Consider the following 26,707-nt stretch of genomic DNA (forward strand, 5'->3'; position numbering starts at 1 on the left):
GGTCACCCTGCCCCCCGCGGACCTGCCGTTCGTCGAGGCGCCCACCGCGCCGCCCGTCGGTGCGTCCCCGCGGTCCCGCCCGTCGCCCGGTAGCCGGTAGCCGGTAGCCGGTAGCCGGTAGCCGGTAGCCGGTAGCCGACCTTCCAGCCCTCCGACCTTCCGGCACTCCGTCCCTCCGGTCAGCGGAGCAGTTCAGCGAACACCCGGTACGCCTGCTCGTCGAACAGCACGAACCGCACCTCCTCGACCGCCGTCTCCGCCGCGCGCACCGCCTCGACCGCGATACGGGCGGCATCCGCCATCGGCCAGCCGTACGCCCCGGTGGAGACGGCCGGGAACGCGACGGTACGCGCGCCCAGCTCGTCCGCGACCTCCAGGGACGCGCGGTAGCAGGAGGCCAGCAGGGCGGGGTCGCTGCCGGAGCCCTGGTACACGGGGCCCACGGTGTGGATCACCCAGCGGGCGTCCAGTTCCCCCGCGGTCGTGGCCACCGCCCGGCCGGTGGGCAGGCCCTTGCCGTACTGCGAGGCGCGCAGCCGTCGGCAGTCGGCGAGGATCGCTGGGCCGCCCCGGCGGTGAATGGCTCCGTCGACGCCACCGCCGCCGAGCAGCGAGGAGTTGGCCGCGTTGACGACGGCATCCACGGACTGCCGGGTGATGTCGCCCTGGACGAGCGTGATCGTGGTCATGTCCGCGTGTATACCCAAAGACAGCGGACGGCCGGTCACCTTTGTTGCCGCAGCCTCCGCCATACGGCCTTCGCCGCGTTGTGGCCCGACATGCCGTGCACGCCGGGGCCGGGCGGGGTGGCCGAGGAGCAGAGGAAGACGGCCGGGTGCGGAGTGGCGTACGGGAAGGGCGTCAGCTTGGGCCGCAGCAGGATCTGGAGCCCGGAGACCGCTCCGGAGGCGATGTCCCCGCCCACGTAGTTGGCGTTCCGGGCGGCGAGTTCGGCCGGGCCCGCGGTCACCCGGGCGAGGACGCGATCGCGGAACCCGGGTGCGAAGCGCTCCAGTTGGCGTTCCATGGCGTCGGTGAGGTCGCCGGTCCAGCCGCTGGGCACATGGCCGTACGCCCAGAAGACATGCCGGCCGGCCGGGGCGCGGCTCGGGTCGACGACACCGGGCTGCACCGTGATCATGAAGGGCCGGTCGGGTGCCCGGTCCTCCCGGGAGACCGCTCTGAGGGCGGCGCCGATCTCCGCGCTGTCCGCGCCGATCTGCACGGTGCCGGCGGCGCGGGCCTCCTTCGCGGTCCACGGGACCGGCCCGTCGAGCGCGTAGTCGATCTTGAAGACGCCGGGTCCGTACCGGTAGCCCTCGTAGTAGTTGCCGAAGCCGGCGATGCGGCCGAGCGCGGTGGGCGAGGTGTCGAAGACGTAGGCGCGGGCCGGCGGCAGGTCGTCGAGGCGCTTGACCTCGTAGTCGGTGTGGATGCTGCCGCCGAGGTCCTTGAGGTAGGCGGCGAGGGCGTCCGAGATGGACTGGGAGCCGCCCCGGGCCACCGGCCAGCCGCGGGCGTGCGCGGCGAGGGCGAAGACCAGGCCGATGGCGCCGGTGGCGAAGCCGCTCAGTGGGGCCATGACATGCCCGACGAGTCCGGCGAACAGGGTCTTGGCCCGCTCGTCGTGGAAGCGGCGGGTGAGCCAGCTGGACGGCGGCAGTCCGACCAGGCCGAAGCGGGCCAGGGTGACCGGGTCACGCGGGAGCGCGGTCAGCGGCAGTGACATGAAGTCGCGGGCCAGGGTGTCCCACTTGGGCAGGAAGGGCTCGACCAGCCGACGGTACGTGCCCGCGTCGCGCGGCCCGAAGGAGGCGGCCGTCTCGGCGACCGACCTCGACAGCACGGCGGCGCTGCCGTCGAGGAAGGGGTGGGCCATGGGCAGCTCGGCGTGCAGCCACTCCAGGCCGTAGCGCTCCAGGGGCAGTGCGCGGAACGCGGGTGAGTTGATGCCGAGGGGGTGTGCGGCGGAGCACGGGTCGTGGTGGAAGCCCGGCAGGGTGAGCTCCTCGGTGCGCGCTCCCCCGCCCACGGTGTCCCGCGCCTCGAAGAGCGCCACGGAGAAGCCACGCCTGGCCAGCTCCACCGCCGCGGTCAGCCCGTTGGGCCCCGCTCCCACCACGACCGCATCGAGCATCGACGGCACTTCGACCCCTTCGTCAGCCGGTGACCTCCGTAGACCGGTGGCCCCCACAAGCAGGATATGCCGGGGGTACGACAACACCTGCGGCGCGGGGCCCTCGAAACATCCCCGAATGCCTCGGTCGAACCGTCCCCGCAGGGCGTCCGCCGGAGCGGCCTGTGTGTCGGCGGCCGGACGCGGCCCAGGGTCTCTCGACGCGGCTGTGCCTCGCTCGCGCCCGGCCGGAGTGGCTGCGGTCCCGTCGCGTTCCCGGAACGGGCACCTCCCCGGTCCGCCTCACCTCGGCCGAGGTCCGACGCCCGACAGCAGTCCCGCCACGCGACGGGCCGTCGCCGCGTCCCGGGCCGCCGTGAAGGGCAGGGAGTTGCCGCCCGTGACCCGGAACGGTCCGCCGTCCAGGGTGAGATGGGCACCGCCCGCCTCCTCCACCAGCAGCAGGCCGGCCGCGTGGTCCCAGGCCGCCTCCCAGGAGAACGCCGTGGCGTCCAACTCACCCCGGGCTATGGCGAGATACTCGAGTCCGGCCGATCCGCACGCGCGCGGTGCGACCCCGTCCGTCCAGACCCCCAGCAGGGCACTCTTCTGCTCGTCGGTCGTGTAGTCGGGGTGGGAGGTGGCCACCACCAGGTCGCGGCCGGGCTCGGGCGGGCCGGCGAACAGTCGCTCGCCGTCCAGGAACGCGCCGCCGCCGCGGACGGCCGTGGCCAGCTGATCGCGGGCCGGGGCGTAGGTCCAGGAGGCGAGCAGGACGCCGTGCCGGACGAGCGCGACCAGGGTGCAGAAGCCGTCGTCGCCGTGCACGAACTGCCGTGTCCCGTCGACGGGGTCGACGATCCAGACCGGCGCGTCTCCCTGTATCGCCTCGTACGTGGCCGGGTTGGCGTGCACGGCCTCCTCGCCGACGACGACCGAGCCGGGCAGCAGGGCGCCGAGGGCCCGGGTGAGGTAGAGCTCCGCGTTCCGGTCGGCGTCCGTCACCAGATCGTGCGGTCCGCTCTTCTGGTCGACCTCGTGCGCGCCGAGCTGCCGGAAGCGGGGCATGATCTCGGCCGCGGCGGCCTCGCGGACCGCTTCCTCCACGTCGGCCGAGTGGCGGGCGAGAAACTCGTCGATGGTTTCCGTGTCTTCGATCATGCCTCCATGAGAGCACGCCCCACTGACAGTCCCCACCTGCCCGGTGCATCCCGGGTGGAATCGGGATGAAGAACAGGAACGCGTCCCTCCGCTCTCCGGCGTGAGCGGCCCACCCCGCACGCGCACGTCAGCGACCTACCCGCAAGCGCAGGTCAGCGACCCACCGCGCACGCGCGCCGTCGACCCGAGCCGCGTCCGGTGTCAGCGGCCCACCGCGTACCCCTGCATCCCGCGCGGGTTCGCGGCCGCGAGCAGGATCCCGGTCTCCGGGTCGCGGGCGACCGCGCACAGCCGGCCCTCGGACCAGGGGTCGCCGATCGTCACGTCATGGCCGCGTCGCCGCAGCTCCTCCACCACCCCGGCCGGCATCCGGGACTCCACGGTGACGCTGCCCGGCCGCATGCCGCGCGGGTAGAAGGAGCCGGGGAAGGCGTCGTTGTGCCAGTTCGGGGCGTCGATCGCGCCTTGGAGGTCGAGACCGCCGCGCACCCGCGCGCGCAGCGCCACGGCCAGCAGGAAGTGCAGCTGCCACTGGTCCTGCTGGTCGCCGCCGGGGGTGCCGAACGCCAGCACCGGCACCCCGTCGCGCAGGGCGATCGAGGGGGTGAGGGTGGTGCGGGGGCGGCGGCCGGGCGTCAGCGAGTTCGGCAGGCCCTCCTCCAGCCAGGTCATCTGGAGCCGGGTGCCGAGCGGGAAGCCCAGCTCGGGCACCACCGGGTTGGACTGCAGCCAGCCGCCGCTGGGCGTGGCGGCGACCATGTTGCCCCAGCGGTCGACGACGTCGAGGTGGCAGGTGTCGCCCCGGGTGGCCCCCTGCGCGCCCACCTCCGGTTCGCCCGGCACGGGGGACGTGGTGTGCTTGGCGACCGTCGGCTCGCCTGCGCCCATGGGGTCGAAGGAGGGGTCGTCGTCGGCGATCACGTACGCGTGCGTGCTCAGCCGCGGGGTACGGCCGCCGGGGCTGCCGGGCCGCAGCTCGTACGACGCCTTGTCGCCGATCAGCCGCCGCCGCTCCGCGCTGTAGCCGGCGGCGAGCAGCTCGTCCAGCGGGACCTCGGCCGCGTCGCCGTACCAGGCCTCGCGGTCAGCCATGGCGAGCTTGCAGCCCTCGATCAGGAGATGGACGTAGTCGGCGGAGCCGTACGCGGGCAGTTCGGGCGGGAGCAGGGCGAGCTGCTGGAGGAGGGCCGGGCCCTGGCTCCAGGGGCCGGCCTTGCACACCGTCCAGCCGTTCCAGTCGTACGTCGCCGGCGCCTCGTAGGAGGCGGACCAGGCGGCGAGATCGGCGGCCGTGAGCGTGCCGGTGTGGCGCTCCCCGCTGGTGTCCAGGGTGGGCCGGGCCGCCTGCCGGACGAGGGCCTCGGCGACGAACCCGGACCGCCACACCTCTCGCACGGCCTCGATCCGCGCCTCCCGGCCGCCCGCCCCCGCGGTCTCGGCGAGCAGGCGCCTCCAGGTGCCGGCGAGGGCGGGGTTGCGCAGCAGTGCGCCAGGGCGCGGCGGCTTCCCGCCCGGCAGGTACACCTCCGCCGACGAGGTCCACTCCGTCTCGAAGAGCTCCCGTACGGTCTCGACGGTCGCGCCGACGTTCTCCACGGGCGCGTGCCCGTGTTCGGCGTACCCGATGGCGTACCGCAGCACCTCGTCGAGGGACTTGGTGCCATGGTCGCGCAGGAGGAGCATCCAGGCGTCGAACGCGCCGGGCACGGCCGCGGCCAGCGGTCCGGTGCCGGGTACGAGGTCCAGGCCGAGTGCCCGGTAGTGGGCGACGGTCGCGCCCGCCGGCGCAACTCCCTGCCCGCACAGCACGCGCACCTCGCCGCCGGCCGGGGCGAGGAGGATGGGCACCTCGCCTGCGGGGCCGTTGAGATGCGGTTCGACGACGTGCAGCACGAAGGCCCCGGCCACGGCGGCGTCGTAGGCGTTGCCGCCGCTCTCGAGGACGGCCATGGCCGACTGCGAGGCCAGCCAGTGCGTGGACGACACCATGCCGAAGGTGCCCTGGAGGGTGGGGCGGGTGGTGAACACGGGGGCTCCTCACTGCGCTGCGGCCGTTCCCGGGATCGTACGTACCCACCCGCCGGGCACCCGCCCCGTCCCATGCCCCAGGAAGCGGCCGCGTGCGGAAGCCGTACGAGGGGGCCCTACTGGGGCGCCGCAAGAAGGTGTTGCATACGGGCGCCGCAAGAAGGTGTGGCATACGGGTGTCCTCTACGGCTGTTGCGTGAAGGTGCCGCCCGGAGGCGTCTCGTGAAGATGTCGCATGAAGGGCCGTGATGTCCCGGTTGGGCCGGGCCCCTTCGTCACCGCGCAGCCACGGAGCGAGTTCACACTTCCGCCCCACAGGGAGTCGTGTGACACTGGCGTCCACTGTCCGCACTGCGGACTCCGTCCGCACCGTCCCCCACGAAAGTGCGCCGTGCGCTCACTCCCACTGCCGCTCGCCCTCACCGCGCGTCTGACCCCCGTGGTCGTGCTCGCCTGCGCGGGCTGGGCGATGTCGTCCGGCCCGCTCACCGAAAAGCAGGACACCGCGGCGAAGGAAACGCAGAAGACCCAGTCCGAGAAGGCGTCCGGCCCCTCCTCCACGGCCGTGTCCAAGACGTACGCCGCCGCGCCCGCCCCGTGCACCAGCATCGCCGCGAAGACGGTCACCGCACTCGTGCCGGGCGCCAAGACGGCGGGCAAGGAGATCCCCTCCACGGACACCGATCTGCGCCGGACCTGCTCCTGGAACGCGCTCAAGGGTTACGACTACCGGTGGCTCGACGTCTCCTTCGAGATCACGGAGTCGGACGACGCGGCACAGACGTCGTACAAGGAGCGGACCGGCGAGAAGAGCGGGGGCGGCGCGGTCCCCGGGCTCGGCGACGAGGGCTATTCGGTGGTGAACCTCACGACCGAGGACAAGCAGCAGACGCGTGAGGGCGTCGTCATCGCCCGGGTGTCCAACGCGCTGGTGGTCGTCAACTACAACGGCAGCGACTTCGAGACGAAGAAGGCGCCCAGCACCGACGAGATCAACAAGGGTGCGATCAAGGCCGCGAAGGAAGTGGTGGCCGCCCTGTCGAACGGCCAGAAGAGCTGAGCGCTCCCACCGCGCACCGCCCGGACCAGGACGCGCCACGGCCGGAAGAGCACACTCGCTCTTCCGGCCGTTCTCGCGCCACACGTCAGACGGCGTCCGCGTGCTCTTCCTGCCCTGCGGGCAGCAGCAGCATCAGGGCCAGGTACAGCACCATCGAGGTGCCGAGCCCGACCGCCCAGCCGTAGTCGGCGAGGGATTCCAGCGCCGGGATCGGCCGTCCGTCGACCAGCGGCTTGAAGCTGGCGCCGCCGACGGCGAGCACTCCGCCGGTCACGAAGGCCACCACGGCCCGCCAGTTCCAGCCGCCGTCGTACCAGTAACGGCCGCCCGTGCGGTACAGATCGGTCAGGTCGAGCTTGCCGCGGCGCAGGACCCAGTAGTCGGCGATGAGGATGCCGGCGACCGTGCCCAGCAGACCGCCGACCAGTCCGAGCCAGGTGAAGATGTAGCCCTGGGGGTCGGAGTACAGCTTCCACGGGAAGATCAGCACCCCGAGGACACAGGTGGCGAGGGCGCCGGTACGGAAACTGATCTTCCGGGGCGCGATGTTGGAGAAGTCGAAGGCCGGCGAGACCAGGTTGGCGGCGACGTTCACCGACAGGGTCGCCACCAGCACGGTCACCAGCGCGAACAGCAGACCGAAGACGTTGTCGGTCTTGGCGGCGAGCTGTACCGGATCCCAGATCGTCTCGCCGTACACCGCCTGCGAACCGGAGGTGACCATCACCGACAGCAGCGCGAACAGCGTCATGGTGGTGGGCAGGCCGAGCGCCTGACCCCAGGTCTGCGCTTTCTGCGACTTTCCGTACCGCGTGAAGTCCGGGATGTTCAGCGACAGCGTCGACCAGAAACCGATCATGCCCATCAGGGACGGCCAGAACAGCTTCCAGAAGTCGGCACCCCAGCCGAGCTTGGACGGCTGGTCCAGCAACGGGCCGAAACCGCCTGCCTTGTTGCTCATCCAGATCAGCATCACCAGCGCGCCGACCAGGACGAAGGGCGCCGCCCAGTTCTCGAAGCGCCGGATCGTCTCCATGCCCCGGTAGATGATCGCGACCTGGAGCGCCCAGAAGATCGCGAACGACAGCCACATCGTCCACGCGTAGCCGCCGATCTCACCGGCGTCGCTCCAGCCGTTTCCGATCAGTTTCCCGGCCAGGAAGTAGATCGCCTCGCCGCCGATCCAGGTCTGGATGCCGAACCAGCCGCAGGCCACCAACGCCCTTACGACGGCGGGCAGGTTGGCACCTCGGATGCCGAAGGAGGCGCGGGCGAAGACCGGGAAGGGGATCCCGTACTTCGGCCCGGCGTGCCCGGTGAGCAGCATCGGGACCAGCACGATGACGTTGGCCAGGGCGATGGTGAGCACCGCCTGCTTCCAGTCCATGCCGACGGCGATCAGACCGGAGGCGAGCGTCCACGACGCCGTGTTGTGGGCCATGCCGACCCACAGCGCGGAGAAGTTGTACGTGGTCCAGGTGCGCTTCTCCACGGGGACCGGAAGCAGGTCCTCGTTGGCGTAGGGGCCGCTGGGCTGCGGCGAACCAGGGGCGATCTCCACCCTGCCGTCGGCGAGGGTGACTTGAGAAGTCGGCGGTATGGCCGTGGGAGCGGTGTCGGTCATGGGCAGGCCAATCAAACGAGGGGCGGATCCGGAAAGGCCGTGCGGGGTCTCCGGCCCCCTCCTCCGGGATGCCGGAGGAGGGGAGAACTGGAGTGGGGGGTTGGGGAGTTGAGCGGTTACTACGGATTTCCCCCGCCGTACGGCGGGGCGGGTCCGTGCTGCCGTACGGCGGTCCGTGCGCCGTACGGCGGCCGGTGCGCGGGTCAGCCGTTGACGGCCGGGATCACCCTCGCCCCGTAGGCGTCGATGGTGGCCTCCTGGGCGTCGTGCATGTCGTAGACGGCGAACTGGTCCACGCCCAGCGCACGCAGCGCCTCGAGCTTCTCGATGTGCTTCTCGACCGGTCCGACGAGGCAGAACCGGTCGACGATCTCGTCGGGCACGAACGCGGTGTCGGGATTGTCGGCCCGCCCGTGGTGCGAGTAGTCGTACCCCTCACGGGACTTGATGTAGTCGGTGAGTTCGTCCGGTACGGCGGCGGAGTGCTCGCCGTACTTGGACACGAGGTCGGCGACGTGGTTGCCGACCATCCCGCCGAACCATCGGCACTGCTCACGGGCGTGGGCGAGCGCCTCGGGCGAGTCGTCCTCGGTGACGTACGCCGGGGCGGCGACGCAGATCTTCACCTCGGCGGGGTCACGGCCGGCGGCGACGGCGGCGTCCTTGACGGCCTTCACCATGTACTCGGTGAGGTAGAGGTCGGCGAGCTGGAGGATGAAGCCGTCGGCCTCCTCGCCGGTCATCTTCAGCGCCTTGGGGCCGTACGCGGCCATCCAGACGGGGAGCTGGGCGTCCTCCTTGATCCACGGGAACTTGACGACCGTGCCGCCGAGATCCGCCTCCTGGCCCGAGCCGAGCGCCCTGATGACCTTCATGGCCGCACTGATCCGGGCGAGGGTGTTCGGGGCCCGGCCCGCGACGCGCATCGCGGAGTCGCCGCGGCCGATGCCGCACACGGTGCGGTTGCCGAACATGTCGTTGAGGGTGGCGAAGGTGGAGGCGGTGACCTCCCAGGTGCGGGTGCCCGGGTTGGTCACCATCGGGCCCACCGTCAGCCTGCTGGTGTTCGCCAGGATCTGGCTGTAGATCACAAACGGTTCCTGCCAGAGCACGGCGGAGTCGAAGGTCCAGCCGTACGTGAAGCCGTTGCCCTCGGCGCGCTTCATCAGCTCGACGACCTTCGAGGCCGGCGGATCGGTCTGCAGGACGAGTCCGAAGTCCATGTGCGCTGCTCCTAGTTGAGGTACTGACAGGTGGAGCGCGGGGTGTAGGCGCCGTGACCGGCGTGTCCGGTGTACTCCCGCTCGGTGATGACGAGTTCGCCCCGCGACAGGACCGTCTCGACGCGGCCGGTGAGCCGCTTGCCCTCGTACGCCGAGTAGTCGACGTTCATGTGGTGCGTGTCCGCGGAGATGATCTGCTCGGCGTGCGGGTCGTAGATCACGACGTCGGCGTCGGCGCCCGGCGCGATGGTGCCTTTCTTCGGGTACATGCCGAACATGCGGGCCGGGGTGGCGCAGGCGATCTCGATCCAGCGGCGGCGGCTGATGTGCCCGTCGACGACGGCCTGGTGCAGCAGGTCCATCCGGTTCTCGACCCCCGGCAGACCGTTGGGGATCTTCGAGAAGTCGCCCCGGCCGAGCTCCTTCTGGCCCACGAAGCAGAAGGGGCAGTGGTCGGTGGAGACGACCTGGAGGTCGTTGGTGCGCAGGCCCTGCCACAGCTTGGCCTGGTGCTCCTTGGGCCGAAGCGGCGTCGAGCACACGTACTTCGAGCCCGCGAAGTCGGGTTCCGCGAGGTTGTCCGTCGACAGGAACAGGTACTGCGGGCAGGTCTCGCCGAAGACGTTGAGCCCCTCGTCGCGCGCCCGGGCCAGTTCCGCAACCGCTTCCATCGCCGATACGTGCACCACGTACAGCGGAGCACCCGCGACCTGCGCGAGCTTGATGGCGCGGTGGGTGGCCTCGGCTTCGAGGAGGGCCTTGCGGACCTCGCCGTGGTACCTCGGATCCGTCTCGCCGCGGGCCAGTGCCTGCTCGACCAGGACGTCGATGGCGATACCGTTTTCCGCGTGCATCATGATCAGTCCGCCGTTCTCGGCGGAGCGCTGCATGGCGCGCAGGATCTGACCGTCGTCGCTGTAGAAGACGCCGGGATAGGCCATGAACTGCTTGAAGGAGGTGACGCCCTCAGCCACCAGCAGATCCATCTCCTTCAGCGTGTCCTGGTTCACGTCGGAGACGATCATGTGGAAGCCGTAGTCGATGGCGCAGTTGCCCTCGGCCTTCGCGTGCCAGGCGTCCAGCCCGTCGCGCAGGCTGCGTCCGACGCTCTGCACGGCGAAGTCGACGATGGTCGTCGTGCCGCCCCAGGCGGCCGCCCGGGTGCCGGTCTCGAAGGTGTCGGAGGCGAAGGTGCCGCCGAACGGCAGCTCCATGTGGGTGTGGACGTCGACCCCGCCCGGGATCACGTACTTCCCGGTGGCGTCGATGACCCTCTCGGCGGTCCAGGCCTCGGCGGCCGTGGTACCGGAGGCGGCGAGGGCGGCGATACGGCCGTCCTCGATCAGGACGTCGGCGTGGATCTCGTCGGACGCGGTGACGACGAGGCCGCCGCGGATGACGGTACGGGTGCTCATGCGTGGACGCTCCGCTGGGTTGTGGTCGTGACGTGCGGGTCGTTCGAGGCCGGTCGCGCCCCGCGGCGGAGCCGCACACGGACGCTGCCCCGCGCCCCGGAGAGGGACGCGGGGGCCTCGGGTCTTACGGTGCGGTCAGCGGGCCGTAGGCCTCCGGGCGGCGGTCCCGGTAGAACTGCCAGCGGTCGCGGACCTCGCGCAGCTTGGCCATGTCGAGGTCGCGGACGACGAGTTCGGTCTCCTTGTCGCTCGCCACCTCGCCGACGAACTGGGCCTCCGGGTCCACGAAGTACGAGGTCCCGTAGAAGTCGTTGTCGCCGAGTTCCTCGACACCGACCCGGTTGATCGCGCCGACGAAGTACTCGTTGGCGACGGCCGCGGCCGGCTGTTCCAGCTGCCACAGGTACGCGGACAGACCACGCGAGGTCGCCGAGGGGTTGAACACGATCTCGGCGCCCTCCAGTCCCAGCGCGCGCCAGCCCTCCGGGAAGTGGCGGTCGTAGCAGATGTAGACGCCGACCTTCCCGACGGCCGTCTCGAAAACGGGCCAGCCCACGTTCCCGGGCCGGAAGTAGAACTTCTCCCAGAAACCCTTTACCTGCGGGATGTGGTGCTTGCGGTACTTGCCGAGGTACGAGCCGTCCGCGTCGATCACGGCGGCGGTGTTGTAGAGGGCGCCCGGCTGCTCCTCCTCGTACATCGGCAGCACCAGGACGATGCCGTGCTCCTTGGCGAGCGCCTGGAAACGCTTGACGATCGGGCCGTCCGGGATCTGCTCGGCGTACTCGTAGAACTGCGGGTCCTGGACCTGGCAGAAGTACGGTCCGTAGAACAGCTCCTGGAAGCACAGGACCTGAGCACCCTGCGCGGCCGCGTCGCGGACCGCCTGCTCGTGGACCTGGATCATCGATTCCTTGTCGCCGGTCCAGGCCGTCTGGAAGACGGCGGCACGGATCACTCTGCTCATCGGGACCTCCGGTCGCTCGGTGTACGAGGAGCCTAGGAAGCCGGCGAGCCTGCTTTGAGTTGCACGGTGTCACGCCTGCGGGCGTCCGGCGTGTCACCGTGTCACGTCTTTCCGGACCCATGTTTCACCACCGTTTTCCCTGGTCGTTCCATGTTTCCTGGCTGTTTCCGCCCGCTGCGGTCAGCCCTGTTGCGCGTCGTGCGCGAGAAGCGCGATGTGCACCGAGGCGGCCTGTTCGAAGTCGTCGAGGTCCACGCCCAGCCGTCCCTCTATCGCCTCCAGCCGGCGGTACAGCGCGGGACGGGAGACGTGGTGGAGCTGGGCGGTGCGGGACTTGTTCCGGCCGGTGGCCAGATACGTCCGCAGTACGGCGAGCAGGTCGTCCCCGGCCGCGCACAGCAGCCCGTCCAGCTCCCGCTCGGCGAATGACTGCACACGCGGGTCGTCCCGCAGCAGCCGGACCAGGCCGCGCAGATGGACGTCCTTGAGGCGGACGACGGCCGGGAGGTCGAGGGCGGCCGAGGAGTCGGCCACGGCGTCCGCGACATGCTGGGCCTCGCGCAGCCCGGCGGACACGTCGTCCCAGACGATGCGCGGGGCGGCCGCCGCGACGACCGTACGGCTCTCCCCGGACTCGGTCCGCAGCCGGGCGGCGAAGTGCGCGGTGAGCGCTTGGGCGTCCTGGTCGCGGGCGAGGCTGAGCAGCACGGCGGTGGCCCCGTCGGCGAGCTCGGCGACCAGCCCGGTCATTCCCAACAGGCGCAGCATGCGCTCCAGTTGGGCGGGATCGCCGTCACGGACGACCAGGGGGACGAAGGTGCGCCGGTTGACGGGGAGCCCGGCCGCCCGGGCCCGGGGCAGCAGTTGCCTGGCCGGCACGACACCGGAGACCAGGTCGGTGAGCAGGCTCTGCGCGGACTGCTCCTCCCAGGTGTGGGCGGAGGTGCCGCCGAGCATGCGGTGCAGGACGAGGGCCTCGGCGGCCCGGTCGGCGAGGAGCCGTCCGCCGGCGGTGTCGCCGCGGTGGCCGCAGAGCATGATCTGTCCCCAGCGCTCGCCACGGCCGCCCAGCTCGGCGCGGATCCAGCCGTCGCCCTCGCTGCCGCCGGCCTGGCGGGCGATGCGCTCCCAGTCCCGCAGCACGTCGTCGACCGCCGACCGCTCCCCCGCCGTCGCCAGCACCCGGTGGGCGAGGTTGGTGACGACCACGGGACAGGCGGCGTGCTGGGCGACCTCGTCGAGCAGCAGCTGCAGCGGGGCACCCGCGGTGATCAGACCGGTGAGGGCGGTCCGTACGGCCTCCGACAGGCTGACGGCGGCGAACTTCCGCTGGACCAGCCGGGACTGGACCACCTCGGTCAACTCGGCGAAGGGGAAGGGCCGGTGGAGTACGACCATCGGCAGTCCGCACCGTTCGGCGGCGCGCCGCATCACGTCCGGCGGGGCGGGGAACGCCCGTCCCAGTCCCAGCACCACGGCGGCGGCCTCCGCGCGGTGCAGGGACTGGATGTACTCGGTCTGCGCGTTCTCGTCGCCGGCGAGCAGCACTCCGGTGGTGAGGACCATCTCCCCGCCGCTGAGCATCACGCCGACGTCCGCGGCCTCGGCGACGTGCACCCAGCGCACCGGCCGGTCGAGCTGGCCCGCGCCGGCCACCACCTCGGGTTCCCCGGCCAGTACCCGTTCCAGGGCCAGGACCTGACGGACCGACAGGGCGGGTTCCAGGGGCTCTACGGGCCCCCAGGGCTCCAGGGTGATGGTCATGGCGTTGTGTTCCCTTGGCTCAGGCCTGCGCTACTGCGTGCTCCTCAGCGCGCCTTCGAGGATCGCGGCGCCCTCCTCGGCCTCCGCGACGGTGAGGGACAGCGGTGGGGCGATCCGCAGGGCGCTGGTGTCGTGACCGCCGCCCTTGCCGATCAGCAGCCCGTCGGCGCGGGCCGCCTCCAGCACGGCGGCCGCCCGGTCCGGGTCCGCCTGGTCGGTGCCGGGTCTCGTCAGCTCGACGCCGATCATCAGCCCGCGCCCGCGCACCTCCCGTACCCCGGGGTCCTGGGCGGCGACGGCCCGCAGCCGCTCGATGAGCAGGCCGCCGACCCGTCGGGCGTTGCCCTGGAGGTCGTGTTCCAGCAGGTAGGAGAGGTTGGCGAGGCCGGCCGCCATGGTGACCTGGGTGCCGCCGAAGGTGGAGATGCTGTTGGCGTCCAGGCAGTTCATGATCTCGGAGCGGGCGATGACACCGCCGATGGACATGCCGTTGCCGATGCCCTTGGCGAAGGTGACGATGTCCGGCGGTCCGCTGCGGCCGTGCGCCTGCCAGCCCCAGAAGTGCTCGCCGGTGCGGCCCCAGCCGGTCTGCACCTCGTCGGCGATCCACAGGATCCCGTGTGCGTTCAGCACTTCACGGAAGGCCGCGTACAGTCCGTCGGGCGGCGAGGTGAACCCGCCGACCCCCTGGATGGGCTCGGCGATCAGGGCCGCCGGCGCGCGGGTGTGACCGAGCAGGTCCTTCAGATCCTCGACGCAGGCCTCGATGAACTCGGCGTCGCCGAGAGCGGCGAACGGTCCGCGTCCGCGTACCCCGCCGTGCACGTAGAGCGTCTGGAGCGGGGACAGCGAGGTCGGCGACCAGCCGCGGTTGCCGGTGATGCCGACCGCGCTGAAGGAACGGCCGTGGTAACTGTTGCGCATCGCGAGCACGGTGTTGCTGCGCCGGTGGGTGGTGGCGAGCAGCAGCGCCGTGTCGTTGGCCTCGGTGCCCGAGGTGGTGAAGAAGACGCGGGCGTCGGGGATGCCGCTGACGTGGGCGATGCGCTCGGCGAGATCGACCATGGGCCGGTTGAGATAGAGCGTCGAGGAGTGGTTGATCCGCCCGGCCTGCTCGCTCACCGCCTTGGTGACCTCGGGCAGCGCGTGCGCGGTCATGGTGGTGAGGATGCCGCCGAAGAAGTCGAGGTACTTGTTGCCCTCGGCGTCCCAGACGTGCCGGCCCTCGCCGTGGGTGATCTCCAGCGGGTCCTCGTAGTAGAGGGCGAGCCAGTCCGGCAGGACCTTGCGGTGACGGGCGTGGAGGTCGCTCACGGCCGCACCAGCCCGTCGTAGGCGTCGGGACGGCGGTCGCGGTAGAAGGCCCATTGCTGCCGGACCTCCTCGACCAGGTCGAAGTCGAGGTCACGGACCACGAGTTCCTCGTCCTTGTCGCTCGCGACCTCGCCGACGAACTTCCCGCGCGGGTCGACGAAGTACGACGTCCCGTAGAAGTCGTTGTCCCCGTACTCCTCGACGCCGACCCGGTTGATCGCGGCGACGAAGTACTCGTTGGCGACGGCGGCCGCGGGCTGCTCCAGCTGCCAGAGGTGGGCGGAGAGGCCGCGGTGGGTGGCGGACGGGTTGTAGACCAGCTGCGCGCCGTTGAGACCGAGTTGCCGCCAGCCCTCCGGGAAGTGCCGGTCGTAACAGATGTAGACGCCCACCTTGCCGACGGCCGTGTCGAAGACGGGCCAGCCGATGTTGCCGGGCTTGAAGTAGTACTTCTCCCAGAAACCCTTTACCTGCGGGATGTGGTGTTTCCGGTACTTGCCGAGGTACGAGCCGTCGGCGTCGATCACGGCGGCGGTGTTGTAGTAGAAACCGGACTGCTCGACCTCGAAGACCGGCACGACGACGACCATGCCCGTCTCGCGCGCGAGCTCCTGCATACGACGCACGGTCGGCCCGTCGGGGACCGGCTCGGCCCAGCGGTAGTGCTCCGGCTCCTGGACCTGACAGAAGTAGGGAGCGTTGAAGACCTCCTGGAACCCGATGATCTTCGCGCCCCGGCGGGCCGCCTCGCGGGCGTGCTCCTCGTGTTTCGCCACCATGGACTCGGTGTCGCCGGTCCAGGTGGCCTGGACCAGTGCGGCACGTACGACGTTGGCCATGAGCTGCTCCTTCGACGGGACGTCAGAGCCTCTACGCCCGTAGACGAAGGTCGTAGAGGGACGAACGTAAGCCTCCGGGACGGGCTTGCCAAGACCATCGTCGTTAACCCGCCGAGTCGATCGCGTTTCACACTCCGGTGGGTGAGTCGCCGGGCGTACGGCGTAAGGGCGTGGCCCGGGTCAGGCGGTGAAACCGGCGACCCTGAGGGCGTGCACCAGGTCCCAGTGGCGTTCCTCCGAGACCGTCCGGGCGGCCTCCAGCACGAGGGGGACGAGGGTCCCCGGGGCCGGGGCGACGCTGCGCGCCGCCTCCTCGGGGGTGCGGACCCGGACGTAGGCGTCGAGCAGCGCGCTGACCTCGCGCCGCCGGCCCTCCTCGACCAGGCCGAGGACGGCCTGCCCGATCTCGGCGGCCGGCCGGGCGACGCCCTGGCGCAGGATCTGCTCGCCGTCCGCCGTACGCCCCACCGCGACCAGCGCGTCGGCCGCCGCGACGAGACGGTCGGCGGGAAGGGAGGCGGCCTCCCAGAGCAGGGTGGTCCAGTCGGCGGTGAGCCCGGCGCGCTGGAGTTCGGCCGCGAGCAGCGGGATGCGGGCGGCCGGCCAGTAGGCGAGTTCGACGAGCAGGGCGTGCGCCTCGCCGCTGCGGCCTTCGCCGCGCAGGCGTACCAGCCGTTCGACCGTCTCGACGGTCTCCCGCCGGGCCGCCGTGTCCAGCGGCTCGCGCCGCGGCTCGGACCGCTCGACCTTCTCGGCTGCGGCCCCGGCGAAGCGGGCGCCGCGCGGGGTGCGGCGCCCGGTCGGGGCGGGCGCGGGCGCCACTCGTTCGGCGGCGGGCGGTACGGCCAGGGAGGCGGCGTCCTCCTCGTCGTCCATACCGGCGAACCGGGCGCTGCCGCGGCGGCGCTTGCGCTGTTTGGGGACGACGGCCGGGGCGGGGGCGGGGGCGGGGGCGGGGGCTTCCTCGGCGGGAGCAGGCCGGGAGGCGGGGGCTTCGGCCGCCGACGCTCCGGCCTCGTACGCGTCGACCGGCGCTCCGGCCGGGGACCCGGCGGCGCCGTACCCGGCAGGGGCATCATGCCCGGCAGGCGTGTCGTACCCGGCAGGAGCCTCGTATCCAGCGGGGGCGTCGTACCCGGCAGCCGTCTCGTAGGCCGGGTCGGCGGCGGGGTCGGCGGCAGTGTGCGGGGCCGCCCCGGGGCTCGCGCCCGCCGACGGGAGCCGGTCCGACTCCGCCATCCGGTAGCGGAGTTCGGCGCACCGTGCGGTGGCCCGTTCATGGTCGTCGTGGGCCCAGGCGAGGTCGAGACGGATGGCTTCGGCCTGCTCGTGGGTGGCCGCGGACGGGAGCCTGCGCCCCAGTTCGGCCAGCCGTTCGGCGGCGTAACGCTGTTCGCGGAGCATCACGTCCAGCCGGTCCCCGAGGGCGTCGCGGCCACCGGGCCGGGCGTCGTGGGCGGCGAGGGCGGCGGCGTGCAGGGGCCGGACCCGTTCCGCCTGCTGCGCGGCGACCGCGGTCCCGTACTCGGCGGCGAGGTCCTGGAGCACCGCCTCCACCACGTCCCAGGGCGGCACCTCGCGGCCGTCGAGGCAGGCCTGCATACCGTCGGGATCGCGTTGCCAGAACACCGCGCACCAGCCGGCACCCTGATCGAGGCGTGCCAGCAGTCCGTTCAGGTAGCTCACGAACTCCCGTACTCGGCCCGGGAGTTGATCCACAGCCATCGCTCGACTCCCGCCCCGACCGGAACACTCCGGTTCGTAGAAAACACCAACCGTGTTACAGCGCGGCTACAGCCAGTTTTCGAAACCGACGCGACGACCTGTGCGCGATCCCGAACGGGCGCGGACAGCGACCCCAGGGTGTCACGCGGGGGCGGGCACGCACAGCCCCGCCAGCTCGTCCATCGACAGACCGAGCACGCGGGCGAGCGCGGCGACGGTGAAGAACGCCGGCGTCGGGGCCCGGCCGGTCTCGATTTTGCGCAGGGTCTCGGCGGAGAGGCCGGCGCTGGCCGCGATGTCGGCCATGCTCCGGCCGCCGCGGGCCTCACGCAGCAACAGACCGAGCCGTTCGCCGCGTTCGCGCTCTTCCGGGGTGAGGGGGGTGCGTACCATGCCCCCATTCTAATACCGGTATAGTAATTGGCATGGTGGAGCTCAAGACAGACACATCGATCGAGGCAATGTACGAGGCGGGACAGGTCGTCGCACGGGCGCTGACGGCCGTGCGCGAGGCCGCCGACGTGGGCGTATCCCTGCTGGAGCTGGACGAACTGGCACACGACGTGCTGCGGGAGGCGGGGGCGACGTCCCCCTTCCTCGGCTACCGCCCGTCCTTCGCCACGACGGCCTTCCCGGCGGTGCTCTGCGCGTCCGTGAACGACGCGATCGTGCACGGCATCCCCACCGGCTACCGGCTGCGCGACGGCGACCTCCTCTCGGCGGACTTCGGCGCCACCCTGAACGGCTGGGCCGGCGACTCCGCGATCAGCTTCACCGTGGGCACGCCGCGCCCGGCGGACCTCCGGCTGATCGAGACCGCCGAGCGGGCCCTCGCGGCCGGTATCGAGGCGGCGGTCGTCGGCAACCGCATCGGCGACATCGCGCACGCGATCGGCACGGTGTGCCGGAGGGCGGGCTACGGCATCCCGGAGGGCTTCGGGGGCCACGGCATCGGCCGCCACATGCACGAGGACCCCGCGGTCCCCAACGAGGGCCGCCGGGGCCGGGGTTATCCCCTGCGCCACGGCATGGTCATCGCGATCGAACCGATGCTGATCGCGAGCGGCAAGGACGGCTACCACGAGGCACCGGACGGCTGGACCCTGTGCACGAACGACGGTTCGCGAGCGGCCCACGCGGAACACACGGTGGCGATCACGGAAAGCGGACCGAGGGTCCTCACCGAGCGCCGGTAGGACCGTCCCGCCGACGGGCGCGGGCCGTATCGATCACATCGACCCACGGCTCCGCCCCGTGGGCGCCACCGCTCGTACACGCCCCACGGCCGCTTCCGCCGCCAGGCGCGAGGCCGAACCGACCTGCGGCTTCGCCCCACGGGCACGACCGCCCACGCACAGCCCGCGGAGCAGGCGCCACCGAACACGCACGACCCGCGAACGGTCCGCCCGCAGGCGCAAGGCCCTGCCTGCCTGCGGCTGCGCCCCGAGGGCGCCACCGAACACGCACGGCCCGCGGCCGGTCCCGCCGAGAGGTGCGAGGCCGTACCGACCTGAGGCCCTACCGCACTACCACTCCGCCCCGCTGGCGCCACCGACCACTCACCGGGTCGGCCGTCGTGCGCCGTGCGGGTCCAGGACATGCCGCGCCCTGCGGATCGTGCCATCGTGGTGTAGCCCGGGACGGACAGGGCACCCGTCCGCACCGGCAGCGCAAGTCGATCGAACGGAACGCCATGACCAGCGGCTTCTCCAGCCCGGAGGGGTACGGCGACCCCTTCGGCGAGTTCCTGGCCCGCTTCTTCGGCGGGCCCCGCCCCGGCCCCCGGCAGATCAACATCGGCCAGCTCCTCAGCCGTCCCGCGAGGGAGCTCGTGCGCGGCGCGGCCCAGTACGCGGCCGAGCACGGCAGCCGCGACCTGGACACCGAGCATCTCCTGCGCGCGGCCCTCGGCGCGGAGCCGACCCGCACGCTGCTCAGCCGGGCCGGCGCCGACCCCGAGTCCCTCGCGTCGGAGATCGACGAGCGCTCGGGTCCGGTCCAGCACCCGCCGGGCGAGGTGCCACCGCCCACATCGCTGTCGCTGACCCCGGCCGCCAAACGCGCCCTGCTGGACGCGCACGACCTGGCCCGCTCGCGCGGGGCCGGTTACATCGGCCCGGAGCACGTGCTGAGCGCCCTCGCGTCGAACCCGGACTCCGCCGCCGGGCACATCCTCAACGCGGCCCGCTTCGCCGCCGCGGGCCTGCCGAGCGAGCCCCCGGACACCGCGCAGACACCCCGCTCCGGCGACCGGCAGCGGCCCACCGGCACGCCCACCCTGGACAAGTACGGCACCGATCTCACCGAGCTGGCCCGTGAGGGCCGGATCGACCCGGTGATCGGCCGCGACGACGAGATCGAGCAGACCATCGAGGTGCTCTCCCGGCGCGGCAAGAACAATCCGGTGCTGATCGGTGACGCCGGCGTCGGCAAGACCGCCATCGTGGAGGGACTGGCCCAGCGGATCGCGGACGGGGACGTGCCGGACGTCCTCGTCGCGCGGCGCGTGGTCGCCCTGGACCTGACGGCCGTGGTCGCGGGCACCCGTTACCGCGGTGACTTCGAGGAGCGGCTGACCACCATCGTCGACGAGATCCGCGCCCACTCCGACCAGCTGATCGTCTTCATCGACGAGCTGCACACCGTCGTCGGCGCGGGCGGCGGTGGCGAGGGCGGCGGGTCGATGGACGCCGGCAACATCCTCAAGCCGGCCCTGGCCCGCGGCGAGCTGCACATCGTGGGCGCGACGACGCTGGAGGAGTACCGGCGGATCGAGAAGGACGCGGCGCTCGCCCGCCGTTTCCAGCCGATCCTCGTCCCGGAGCCGTCCGTCGCGGACGCGCTGGAGATCCTGCGCGGGCTGCGCGACCGCTACGAGGCCCACCACCAGGTCCGTTACACCGACGAGGCGCTCGTCGCGGCCGTGGAGCTGTCCGACCGCTATCTCACCGACCGCCGCCTGCCCGACAAGGCGATCGACCTGATCGACCAGGCCGGCGCCCGGGTGCGGCTCGGTGCCCGCACCAAGGGCACGGACGTGAGGGCGATGGAACGCGAGGCCGAGGAACTGGCCCGCGACAAGGACCAGGCGGTCGCGGACGAACAGTACGAGCAGGCCACCCGCCTGCGCGACCGCATCGTCGAGTTGAGGCAGCGCATCGCGGACGCGACCGGTGAGGTCACCTCCGACGAGGGCCGGCACCTGGAGGTCACCGCGGAGGCGATCGCCGAGGTGGTGTCCCGGCAGACCGGCATCCCCGTCGCCAGCCTCACCCAGGAGGAGAAGGACCGCCTGCTGGCCCTGGAGGAGCACCTGCACGAGCGGGTCGTCGGCCAGGAGGAGGCCGTACGGGTCGTCGCGGACGCGGTGCTGCGCTCGCGCGCCGGGCTCGCCAGCCCGGACCGGCCGATCGGCAGTTTCCTGTTCCTCGGTCCGACCGGCGTCGGCAAGACCGAACTGGCCCGCGCGCTCGCCGAGTCGCTGTTCGGCAGCGAGGAGCGCATGGTGCGGCTCGACATGAGCGAGTACCAGGAGCGGCACACCGTGAGCCGGCTGGTCGGCGCTCCGCCCGGCTACGTCGGCCACGAGGAGGCCGGGCAGCTGACGGAGACCGTCCGCCGGCACCCGTACTCGCTGCTCCTGCTCGACGAGGTGGAGAAGGCGCACCCGGATGTCTTCAACATCCTGCTCCAGGTCCTCGACGACGGCCGGCTCACCGACTCCCAGGGGCGCACGGTCGACTTCACCAACACGGTCATCGTGATGACCAGCAACCTGGGTTCGGAGGCGATCACCCGGCGCGGTGCCGGCATCGGCTTCGGACCGGGTGGCGCGGACGCCGACGAGGAGGCGCGGCGCGAGCAGATCCTGCGGCCGCTGCGCGAGCACTTCCGGCCGGAGTTCCTCAACCGGATCGACGAGATCGTCGTGTTCCGGCAGCTCACGGGTGACCAACTGCGGCGGATCACCGACCTGTTGCTGGAGCGGACGCGGCGGCTGGTGCAAGCCCGGGGCATCACTGCCGAGTTCACCGACGCGGCCGTCGACTGGCTCGCCGAGCGCGGCTACCAGCCCGAGTACGGCGCCCGCCCGCTGCGCCGCACGATCCAGCGCGAGGTCGACAACCAGCTGTCCCGGCTGCTCCTCGACGGGCGGGTCGAGGAGGGCGACCGGGTGACGGTGGAGGTCGAGGACGGACGGCTCGCGTTCCGCACGCGTACCGGTGAACCACCCGCCCCCGAGCTCTGACGCCCGCCGCCCGACGTCGGGCGCCCGAGCTGTCCGCTCCGGACCCTAGGGCGCCGGACGCACCACCTGTGCCGAGCCGCCGCCGCGTCGTACGGTCTCGGCGGCGGCCAGCCACTTGCCGTTCGGCAGCCGCTGCACGGCGGTGGCCGCGCCGATCTCCGGGTTGAGCTTGAAGGAGTGCCCGATGGCCTCCAGTCGGGCCCGCAGCCCGTCGGGGCTGGTGTCGTTGTAGAGCGCGGGCTCCAACTCCGTCTGCGCGGCGTTGCGTTGGCTGGCGCGCGGGGCGGCGATCGCGTCGACGAGCGGCAGTCCGCGGTCGACGAACTCGGTCAGGGTCTGCAGCACGGTGGTGATGATGGTCGCGCCGCCGGGCGAACCCAGCGCCACCACCGGCTTGTTGTGGCGGTCGAGGACGATCGTCGGCGAGATCGACGAGCGCGGCCGCTTGCCCGGGCCGGGCAGGTTGGGGTCGTGGACCGCCGGGCTTGCGGGGGCGAAGGAGAAGTCCGTCAGCTCGTTGTTGAGCAGGAAGCCGCGGCCGGGCACGGTGATGCCGCTGCCGCCCGTCTGCTCGATGGTGAGCGTGTAGGAGACCACGTTGCCCCACTTGTCGGCGACGGTGAGGTGCGTGGTGTTCTCGCCCTCGTACGTCGTCGGCGCCGCCGTGCCGCCCGTGCCGCAGGCGGCCGGGTGGCGCGGGTCGCCGGGCGCCACCGGGCTGGTGAGGACCGCGTCGTCCTTGATGAGGCAGGCGCGGGAGTCGGCGTACTTCTGCGACAGCAGCTGCTTCGTGGGGACGTCCTCGAAGGCGGGGTCGCCGACCCAGCGCCCGCGGTCGGCGAACGAGATCCGGCTGGCCTCGAGGTAGTGGTGCAGGTACTGGACCTCGCTCGCCTTCGAAAGGTCCGTCTTCTCCAGGATGTTGAGGGCCTCGCCGACCGTCGTGCCGCCCGAGGACGAGGGTGCGATGGAGTAGACGCCCAGGCCGCGGTACGAAGTCCTGGTGGGCGCCTGGAGCTTGGCCCGGTAGGCGGCGAGATCCTTGGCGGACAGCTCGCCCGGCCGGGCGTTCCAGCCCGAACCCGGGTCCACGGGAGGCTTGTTCACCGTGGAGACGATGTCCTCGCCGAGGTCGCCCCGGTAGACCGCGCCGACGCCCTTGCGGGCCATCTCCTCGTAGGTGCGGGCGAGGTCGGGGTTCTTGAACGTCGATCCCACGACGGGGAGTTGACCCCCGGGCAGGAACAGTTTCGCCGTGTCGGGGAAGTAGCGGAAGCGGGTCTCGTTGGCGGCGGTCTGGGTGCGGAAGGTGTCGTCGACGGTGAAGCCTTCGCGGGCGATGCGCTGGGCGGGCTTCAGGACCGTGCCGAGCTTCTCGCTGCCCCACTCCCTCAGCGCGGTCGCCCAGGTGGCGGGGGTCCCCGGCGTGCCGACGCCCAGGCCGCTGCTGACGGCGTCCGCGAAGGCGAGCGGCTTGCCGTTCTCCAGGAAGAGACCGGAGTCCGCGGACAGCGGCGCGGTCTCACGGCCGTCGATGGTGTGCACCGCACGGGACTCGGCGTCGTAGTAGACGAAGTAGCCGCCTCCGCCGATACCGGAGGAGTAGGGCTCGGTGACGCCGAGGGCGGCGGCGGTGGCGACGGCCGCGTCGACGGCGTTGCCCCCCTTGCGCAGTACCTCGACGCCGGCCGCGGAGGCGTCCGCGTCGACGCTGGCGACCGCACCGCCGTAGCCGACGGCGACCGGTACCTTCGCAACAGTGGCACTCTCAGCGGCGGGTGGCGCCGCGGCCCCCACCGTGACCACGGCGGCCGAGACCGCCAGGACCGACAGTTTCCGCGCGACAGGGCGACGCATCCGTACCTCCAGTCCAGAACCGTCCGCGCAGCGTAACCACATTCACGGGGCCCCGACAGCCTCCTTCCGGGCACTGTCATACGACTGCCACACCTCGAACATGGGTACGCCCCGGCCGTGCTCGCCCGCTAGCATGCGCGCCCATGAACGACGACGTGCGCAACATCGTCCTGGGCGTGGTCGCGGCCGGCATCAGTGCCGCGCTCGGCTGGTTGACCCGCACCCACCTGTGGAAGCGCAGACTCCGGCGCAAGCAGGCCTTCTTCGGGCTGCCCGAGAACTCGGAGTGCCTGCTGGTCGTCAACCGCGACGCGGGCAGCCCCGACCTCGCCGTGCACCGCCACGACGTGTTCGCGCTCCTGGAACTCGCCGCGCTCATCAAGGACTGCGGCGCGGGCGCCGAGGTGGTCACCCAGGACGCGGCCCGCCAGGGTTTCGGAGAGCGGACGGAGTTCTGTGTCGGCGGTCCGGGGTCGAACCGGCGGATGGCGGCCCATATCCAGGCCATGCTGCCCGGGGTGCGCATCAACACCGACCGGGAACCGGGGCCTGACCGACTGGCGTTCCAGATAGGCAGCGAGCACCACCGTATGGAACCGGGCGTCACCGAGTACGTCCTGCTGGCCCGGCTCACCGCCGGCCGGCGGCGCGAGGCGCGGCCGGTCTTCCTGTTCTGCGGCCAGCGCGCGATCAACAACCAGGCCGCCACCCGCTACCTGGTCCGCAACCACGAACGACTGGCCCGCAAACACGGGTACGACTCCTTCGTACTGCTCCTGAAGGTCATCAACTCCCAGGTGTACGGCCCCGATGTGGTCGAACTGGTCGCGGACGTGACCCGGGCGGCGCAGGCGCCCCTGCCGGACACGACAATTGTTACTGCGACGTAACTTACCGACGGTTACCTCGGCCGGGGTGCAGCGGTTACCGTCGGGTCACTTTGCGATGGCGCAGGCAAGAGGAGTGACCCGTGGGACGACCGCACCGCATGGCCCTTCGTACGACCGCCATGGGCGCCGTCTCCGCGACCCTGGTCGCCGGCGGGGTACTGGGCCTGGCACCCGGCGCGCAGGCCGCCACCGGCGGGGTCCGGTACGTCGACATCGCCGGGGACGGCGGTACGGTCCTCAAGGCCAACGTGGTGACCCCCGCCGACGCGGACGGCACCCGGCGCCACCCGCTGATCGTGCTGCCGACGAGCTGGGGGTTCCCGCAGGTCGAGTATCTCGCCCAGGCGCAGCGGCTCGCCGACTCCGGTTATGTCGTGCTCGGTTACAACGTGCGCGGTTTCTGGCAGTCCGGTGGCGAGATCGACGTGGCCGGGCCGCACGATGTCGCCGACGCCGCCAAGGTCGTCGACTGGGCCCTCGCGAACACCCCGAGCGATCCGGAGAACGTCGGCATGGCGGGCGTCTCGTACGGCGCCGGGATCAGCCTGCTGGCCGCCGCCCACGACCCGCGCGTCAAGGCCGTCGCCTCGCTCAGCGGCTGGGGCGACCTGATCGACTCGATCTACTCCGGTCGCACCCAGCACGTCCAGGCCGCCGCCGTGCTCGACACCGTGGGCACGGTCACCGGCCGTCAGAGCGCCGAGTCCCGGGAGGTCTTCTCGGCCTTCTACTCCTCCGACCTGTCGAAGGAGAAGGACATCGTCGCCTGGGGGCAGAAACGTTCCCCCGCTACCTACCTGGACCGACTCAACCAGAACGGCGCGGCGATCATGCTCGCCGGCGCCTGGGGCGACACGATCTTCCCGCCCAACCAGTCCGCCGCCTTCTACGAGCGGCTGACCGGTCCGAAGCGGCTGGAACTGCGCCCCGGCGACCACGCGACCGCCGAGCTCACCGGTCTGTTCGGGCTGCCCAACGACGTGTGGACCGACACCGAGCGCTGGTTCGACCACTACCTCAAGGGCGAGGACAACGGCATCGACCGTGAGCAGCCCGTCCGGCTCAAGTCCCGTTCCACAAGCGGTTACGAGGGATATCCGGACTGGAAGTCGGTGAACGCCACCCGGCAGAAGATCGCCCTCGCCGGCTCCACCACGATCCACACCAACGTGGACTCGGGCGCCGACGGCGGGATCGTCTTCCTGTCCAGCATCCTCGACCAGGTGGCGAAGCTGCCCCCGGTGGCCGCGATCCCCCTGCTCCCCCGCCGCTGGGCCGCCGTGTGGCAGTCCGGGAAGTACGCCACCGCCCAGCGGGTGCGCGGCACCGCGCAGGTGCACACCACCGTCACCCCGACCGAGGAGAGCGGCACCCTCGTCGCCTATCTCTACGACGTGGGACCGCTCGGCGTCGGCAGACTGGTCACCAACGCGCCGTACACCTTCCACGGGCGCACGCCGGGCCGGCCGTTCGGTCTCGACCTCGATCTGGTCTCCACGGCCTACGACGTCCCGGCGGGGCACCGGCTCGCCCTGGTGGTCGACACGGTCGACCCGCTCTACATCGAGCACAACCCGTCCGGCGCGCGGCTGACCTTCTCCTCGCCGGCGAACGACCCGTCGTACATGTCGGTTCCGCTGCGCGGGCAGTGATCTCCGGCCGCCGCCGGGGCGGGTGGGTTCTGCGGCTGGCGCCGTCGCTCAGTGCTTGAGGATCTTGGACAGGAAGTCCTTGGCGCGGTCGCTGCGCGGGGCGGTGAAGAACTCCTCGGGGGTGCGGTCCTCGACGATACGGCCGTCGGCCATGAAGATCACACGGTTGGCGGCCGAGCGGGCGAAGCCCATCTCGTGGGTGACCACGACCATGGTCATGCCCTCCTGGGCGAGCTGCTGCATGACCTCCAGGACCTCGTTGATCATCTCGGGGTCGAGGGCGGAGGTGGGCTCGTCGAACAGGAGCGCCTTGGGGTCCATGGCGAGGGCGCGGGCGATGGCCACGCGCTGCTGCTGGCCTCCGGAGAGCTGGGCGGGGAACTTGTCGGCCTGGTCGGCGAGGCCCACCCGGTCGAGCAGTTCACGGGAGCGCCGGTCGGCCTCGTCCTTCTTGCGCTTGCGTACCTTCACCTGGCCCAGCGAGATGTTCGCGAGCACGGTCTTGTGGGCGAACAGGTTGAAGGACTGGAAGACCATGCCGACCTCGGAACGCAGTCCCGCCAGCGCCTTGCCCTCCTCGGGCAGCGGCTGTCCGTCGAGCGTGATCGAACCGGAGTGGATGGGCTCCAGCCGGTTGATCGCGCGGCACAGTGTCGACTTCCCCGACCCCGAAGGGCCGATCACCACGACCACCTCCCCCCTGCCGACGGTGAGGTTGACGTCCTGGAGGACATGCAGCTCCCCGAAGTACTTGTTGACATCACGCAGCTCGATCAACGGATCGACGGCCATGCGCAGCCCTACTCACTTTCAGGTGTGTCGT

General features: G+C 71.6%; 20 protein-coding genes. 5 read left to right on the forward strand and 15 right to left on the reverse strand.

Features of this window, described 5'->3' with window-relative positions; all coding sequences use genetic code 11:
• Positions 1–179 precede the first annotated feature (179 nt).
• From ACFVYS_RS27255 to ACFVYS_RS27270, 4 genes are all read right to left on the reverse strand, one after another.
• A complete protein-coding gene (locus ACFVYS_RS27255; protein ID WP_389506123.1) occupies positions 180–689 on the reverse strand; it encodes an O-acetyl-ADP-ribose deacetylase in 510 nt (169 codons plus the stop codon).
• Positions 690–724: 35 nt separating this feature from the next.
• Positions 725–2,137 (reverse strand): phytoene desaturase family protein, encoded by a 1,413-nt coding sequence (locus ACFVYS_RS27260; protein WP_389506125.1) that lies wholly within the window; start codon positions 2,135–2,137, stop codon positions 725–727.
• Positions 2,138–2,419: 282 nt separating this feature from the next.
• Complete coding sequence (locus tag ACFVYS_RS27265) at positions 2,420–3,277, reverse strand: inositol monophosphatase family protein (protein ID WP_389506127.1); 858 nt, start codon at positions 3,275–3,277, stop codon at positions 2,420–2,422.
• Positions 3,278–3,478: 201 nt separating this feature from the next.
• A complete protein-coding gene (locus ACFVYS_RS27270; protein WP_389506129.1) occupies positions 3,479–5,305 on the reverse strand; it encodes a gamma-glutamyltransferase family protein in 1,827 nt (608 codons plus the stop codon).
• A gap of 391 nt (positions 5,306–5,696) precedes the next feature.
• Between ACFVYS_RS27270 and ACFVYS_RS27275 the strand changes: the two genes are divergently transcribed.
• The gene (locus tag ACFVYS_RS27275) at positions 5,697–6,365 is read left to right on the forward strand and encodes a hypothetical protein (RefSeq protein WP_389506131.1); all 669 of its coding nucleotides are present in this window, start codon (positions 5,697–5,699) and stop codon (positions 6,363–6,365) included.
• Positions 6,366–6,450: 85 nt separating this feature from the next.
• On the opposite strand, the gene ACFVYS_RS27280 is transcribed toward ACFVYS_RS27275, so the two are convergent.
• From ACFVYS_RS27280 to ACFVYS_RS27320, 9 genes are all read right to left on the reverse strand, one after another.
• On the reverse strand, positions 6,451–7,989 hold the full coding sequence (locus tag ACFVYS_RS27280) for an NCS1 family nucleobase:cation symporter-1 (protein WP_389506133.1): 1,539 nt from the start codon (positions 7,987–7,989) through the stop codon (positions 6,451–6,453).
• A gap of 203 nt (positions 7,990–8,192) precedes the next feature.
• A complete protein-coding gene (locus tag ACFVYS_RS27285; protein WP_362570578.1) occupies positions 8,193–9,212 on the reverse strand; it encodes a TIGR03842 family LLM class F420-dependent oxidoreductase in 1,020 nt (339 codons plus the stop codon).
• Between the two features lie 11 nt (positions 9,213–9,223).
• The gene (hydA, locus tag ACFVYS_RS27290) at positions 9,224–10,627 is read right to left on the reverse strand and encodes a dihydropyrimidinase (protein ID WP_389506135.1); all 1,404 of its coding nucleotides are present in this window, start codon (positions 10,625–10,627) and stop codon (positions 9,224–9,226) included.
• A gap of 124 nt (positions 10,628–10,751) precedes the next feature.
• Positions 10,752–11,594, reverse strand: a complete 843-nt coding sequence (locus ACFVYS_RS27295; RefSeq protein WP_389506137.1) for a nitrilase-related carbon-nitrogen hydrolase — start codon at positions 11,592–11,594, stop codon at positions 10,752–10,754.
• Positions 11,595–11,774: 180 nt separating this feature from the next.
• A complete protein-coding gene (locus ACFVYS_RS27300) occupies positions 11,775–13,358 on the reverse strand; it encodes a PucR family transcriptional regulator (RefSeq protein ID WP_389506139.1) in 1,584 nt (527 codons plus the stop codon).
• 30 nt (positions 13,359–13,388) lie between these two features.
• Positions 13,389–14,672: an aspartate aminotransferase family protein gene (locus ACFVYS_RS27305; protein ID WP_389506140.1), complete on the reverse strand. Its 1,284-nt coding sequence runs from the start codon at positions 14,670–14,672 to the stop codon at positions 13,389–13,391.
• On the reverse strand, positions 14,669–15,511 hold the full coding sequence (locus tag ACFVYS_RS27310; RefSeq protein WP_389506141.1) for a nitrilase-related carbon-nitrogen hydrolase: 843 nt from the start codon (positions 15,509–15,511) through the stop codon (positions 14,669–14,671). Before ACFVYS_RS27310 ends, ACFVYS_RS27305 begins: the two co-directional genes overlap by 4 nt.
• A gap of 180 nt (positions 15,512–15,691) precedes the next feature.
• Complete coding sequence (locus tag ACFVYS_RS27315; protein WP_389506143.1) at positions 15,692–17,236, reverse strand: hypothetical protein; 1,545 nt, start codon at positions 17,234–17,236, stop codon at positions 15,692–15,694.
• A 141-nt stretch (positions 17,237–17,377) separates the two neighbouring features.
• Positions 17,378–17,629, reverse strand: coding sequence for a helix-turn-helix domain-containing protein (locus tag ACFVYS_RS27320; RefSeq protein ID WP_020125510.1), 252 nt, complete (start codon positions 17,627–17,629; stop codon positions 17,378–17,380).
• Positions 17,630–17,661: 32 nt separating this feature from the next.
• Between ACFVYS_RS27320 and map the strand changes: the two genes are divergently transcribed.
• Positions 17,662–18,432, forward strand: a complete 771-nt coding sequence (gene map / locus ACFVYS_RS27325) for a type I methionyl aminopeptidase (RefSeq protein WP_389506145.1) — start codon at positions 17,662–17,664, stop codon at positions 18,430–18,432.
• A 497-nt stretch (positions 18,433–18,929) separates the two neighbouring features.
• Positions 18,930–21,485 (forward strand): ATP-dependent Clp protease ATP-binding subunit, encoded by a 2,556-nt coding sequence (locus ACFVYS_RS27330; protein WP_389506147.1) that lies wholly within the window; start codon positions 18,930–18,932, stop codon positions 21,483–21,485.
• Positions 21,486–21,530: 45 nt separating this feature from the next.
• Here ACFVYS_RS27330 and ggt read toward each other — a convergent pair whose 3' ends face one another.
• Entirely contained in the window at positions 21,531–23,342 is a 1,812-nt protein-coding gene (ggt, locus tag ACFVYS_RS27335) for a gamma-glutamyltransferase (RefSeq protein WP_389506149.1), read from the reverse strand.
• A gap of 143 nt (positions 23,343–23,485) precedes the next feature.
• On the opposite strand from ggt, the gene ACFVYS_RS27340 reads away from it, so the two are divergent.
• Together ACFVYS_RS27340 and ACFVYS_RS27345 are read left to right on the forward strand one after the other, a co-directional pair.
• Positions 23,486–24,232, forward strand: a complete 747-nt coding sequence (locus ACFVYS_RS27340) for a hypothetical protein (RefSeq protein WP_389506150.1) — start codon at positions 23,486–23,488, stop codon at positions 24,230–24,232.
• 98 nt (positions 24,233–24,330) lie between these two features.
• Positions 24,331–25,884, forward strand: a complete 1,554-nt coding sequence (locus tag ACFVYS_RS27345; RefSeq protein ID WP_389506276.1) for an alpha/beta fold hydrolase — start codon at positions 24,331–24,333, stop codon at positions 25,882–25,884.
• Between the two features lie 48 nt (positions 25,885–25,932).
• Here ACFVYS_RS27345 and ACFVYS_RS27350 read toward each other — a convergent pair whose 3' ends face one another.
• Positions 25,933–26,676 carry an amino acid ABC transporter ATP-binding protein gene (locus ACFVYS_RS27350; protein WP_389506152.1) on the reverse strand — a complete coding sequence of 248 codons (744 nt, stop codon included), beginning with the start codon at positions 26,674–26,676 and terminating at the stop codon, positions 25,933–25,935.
• Between the last annotated feature and the right edge of the window lie 31 nt (positions 26,677–26,707).

The organism is Streptomyces sp. NPDC058295 (assembly GCF_042880655.1).
Lineage (GTDB): Bacteria > Actinomycetota > Actinomycetes > Streptomycetales > Streptomycetaceae > Streptomyces > Streptomyces coriariae.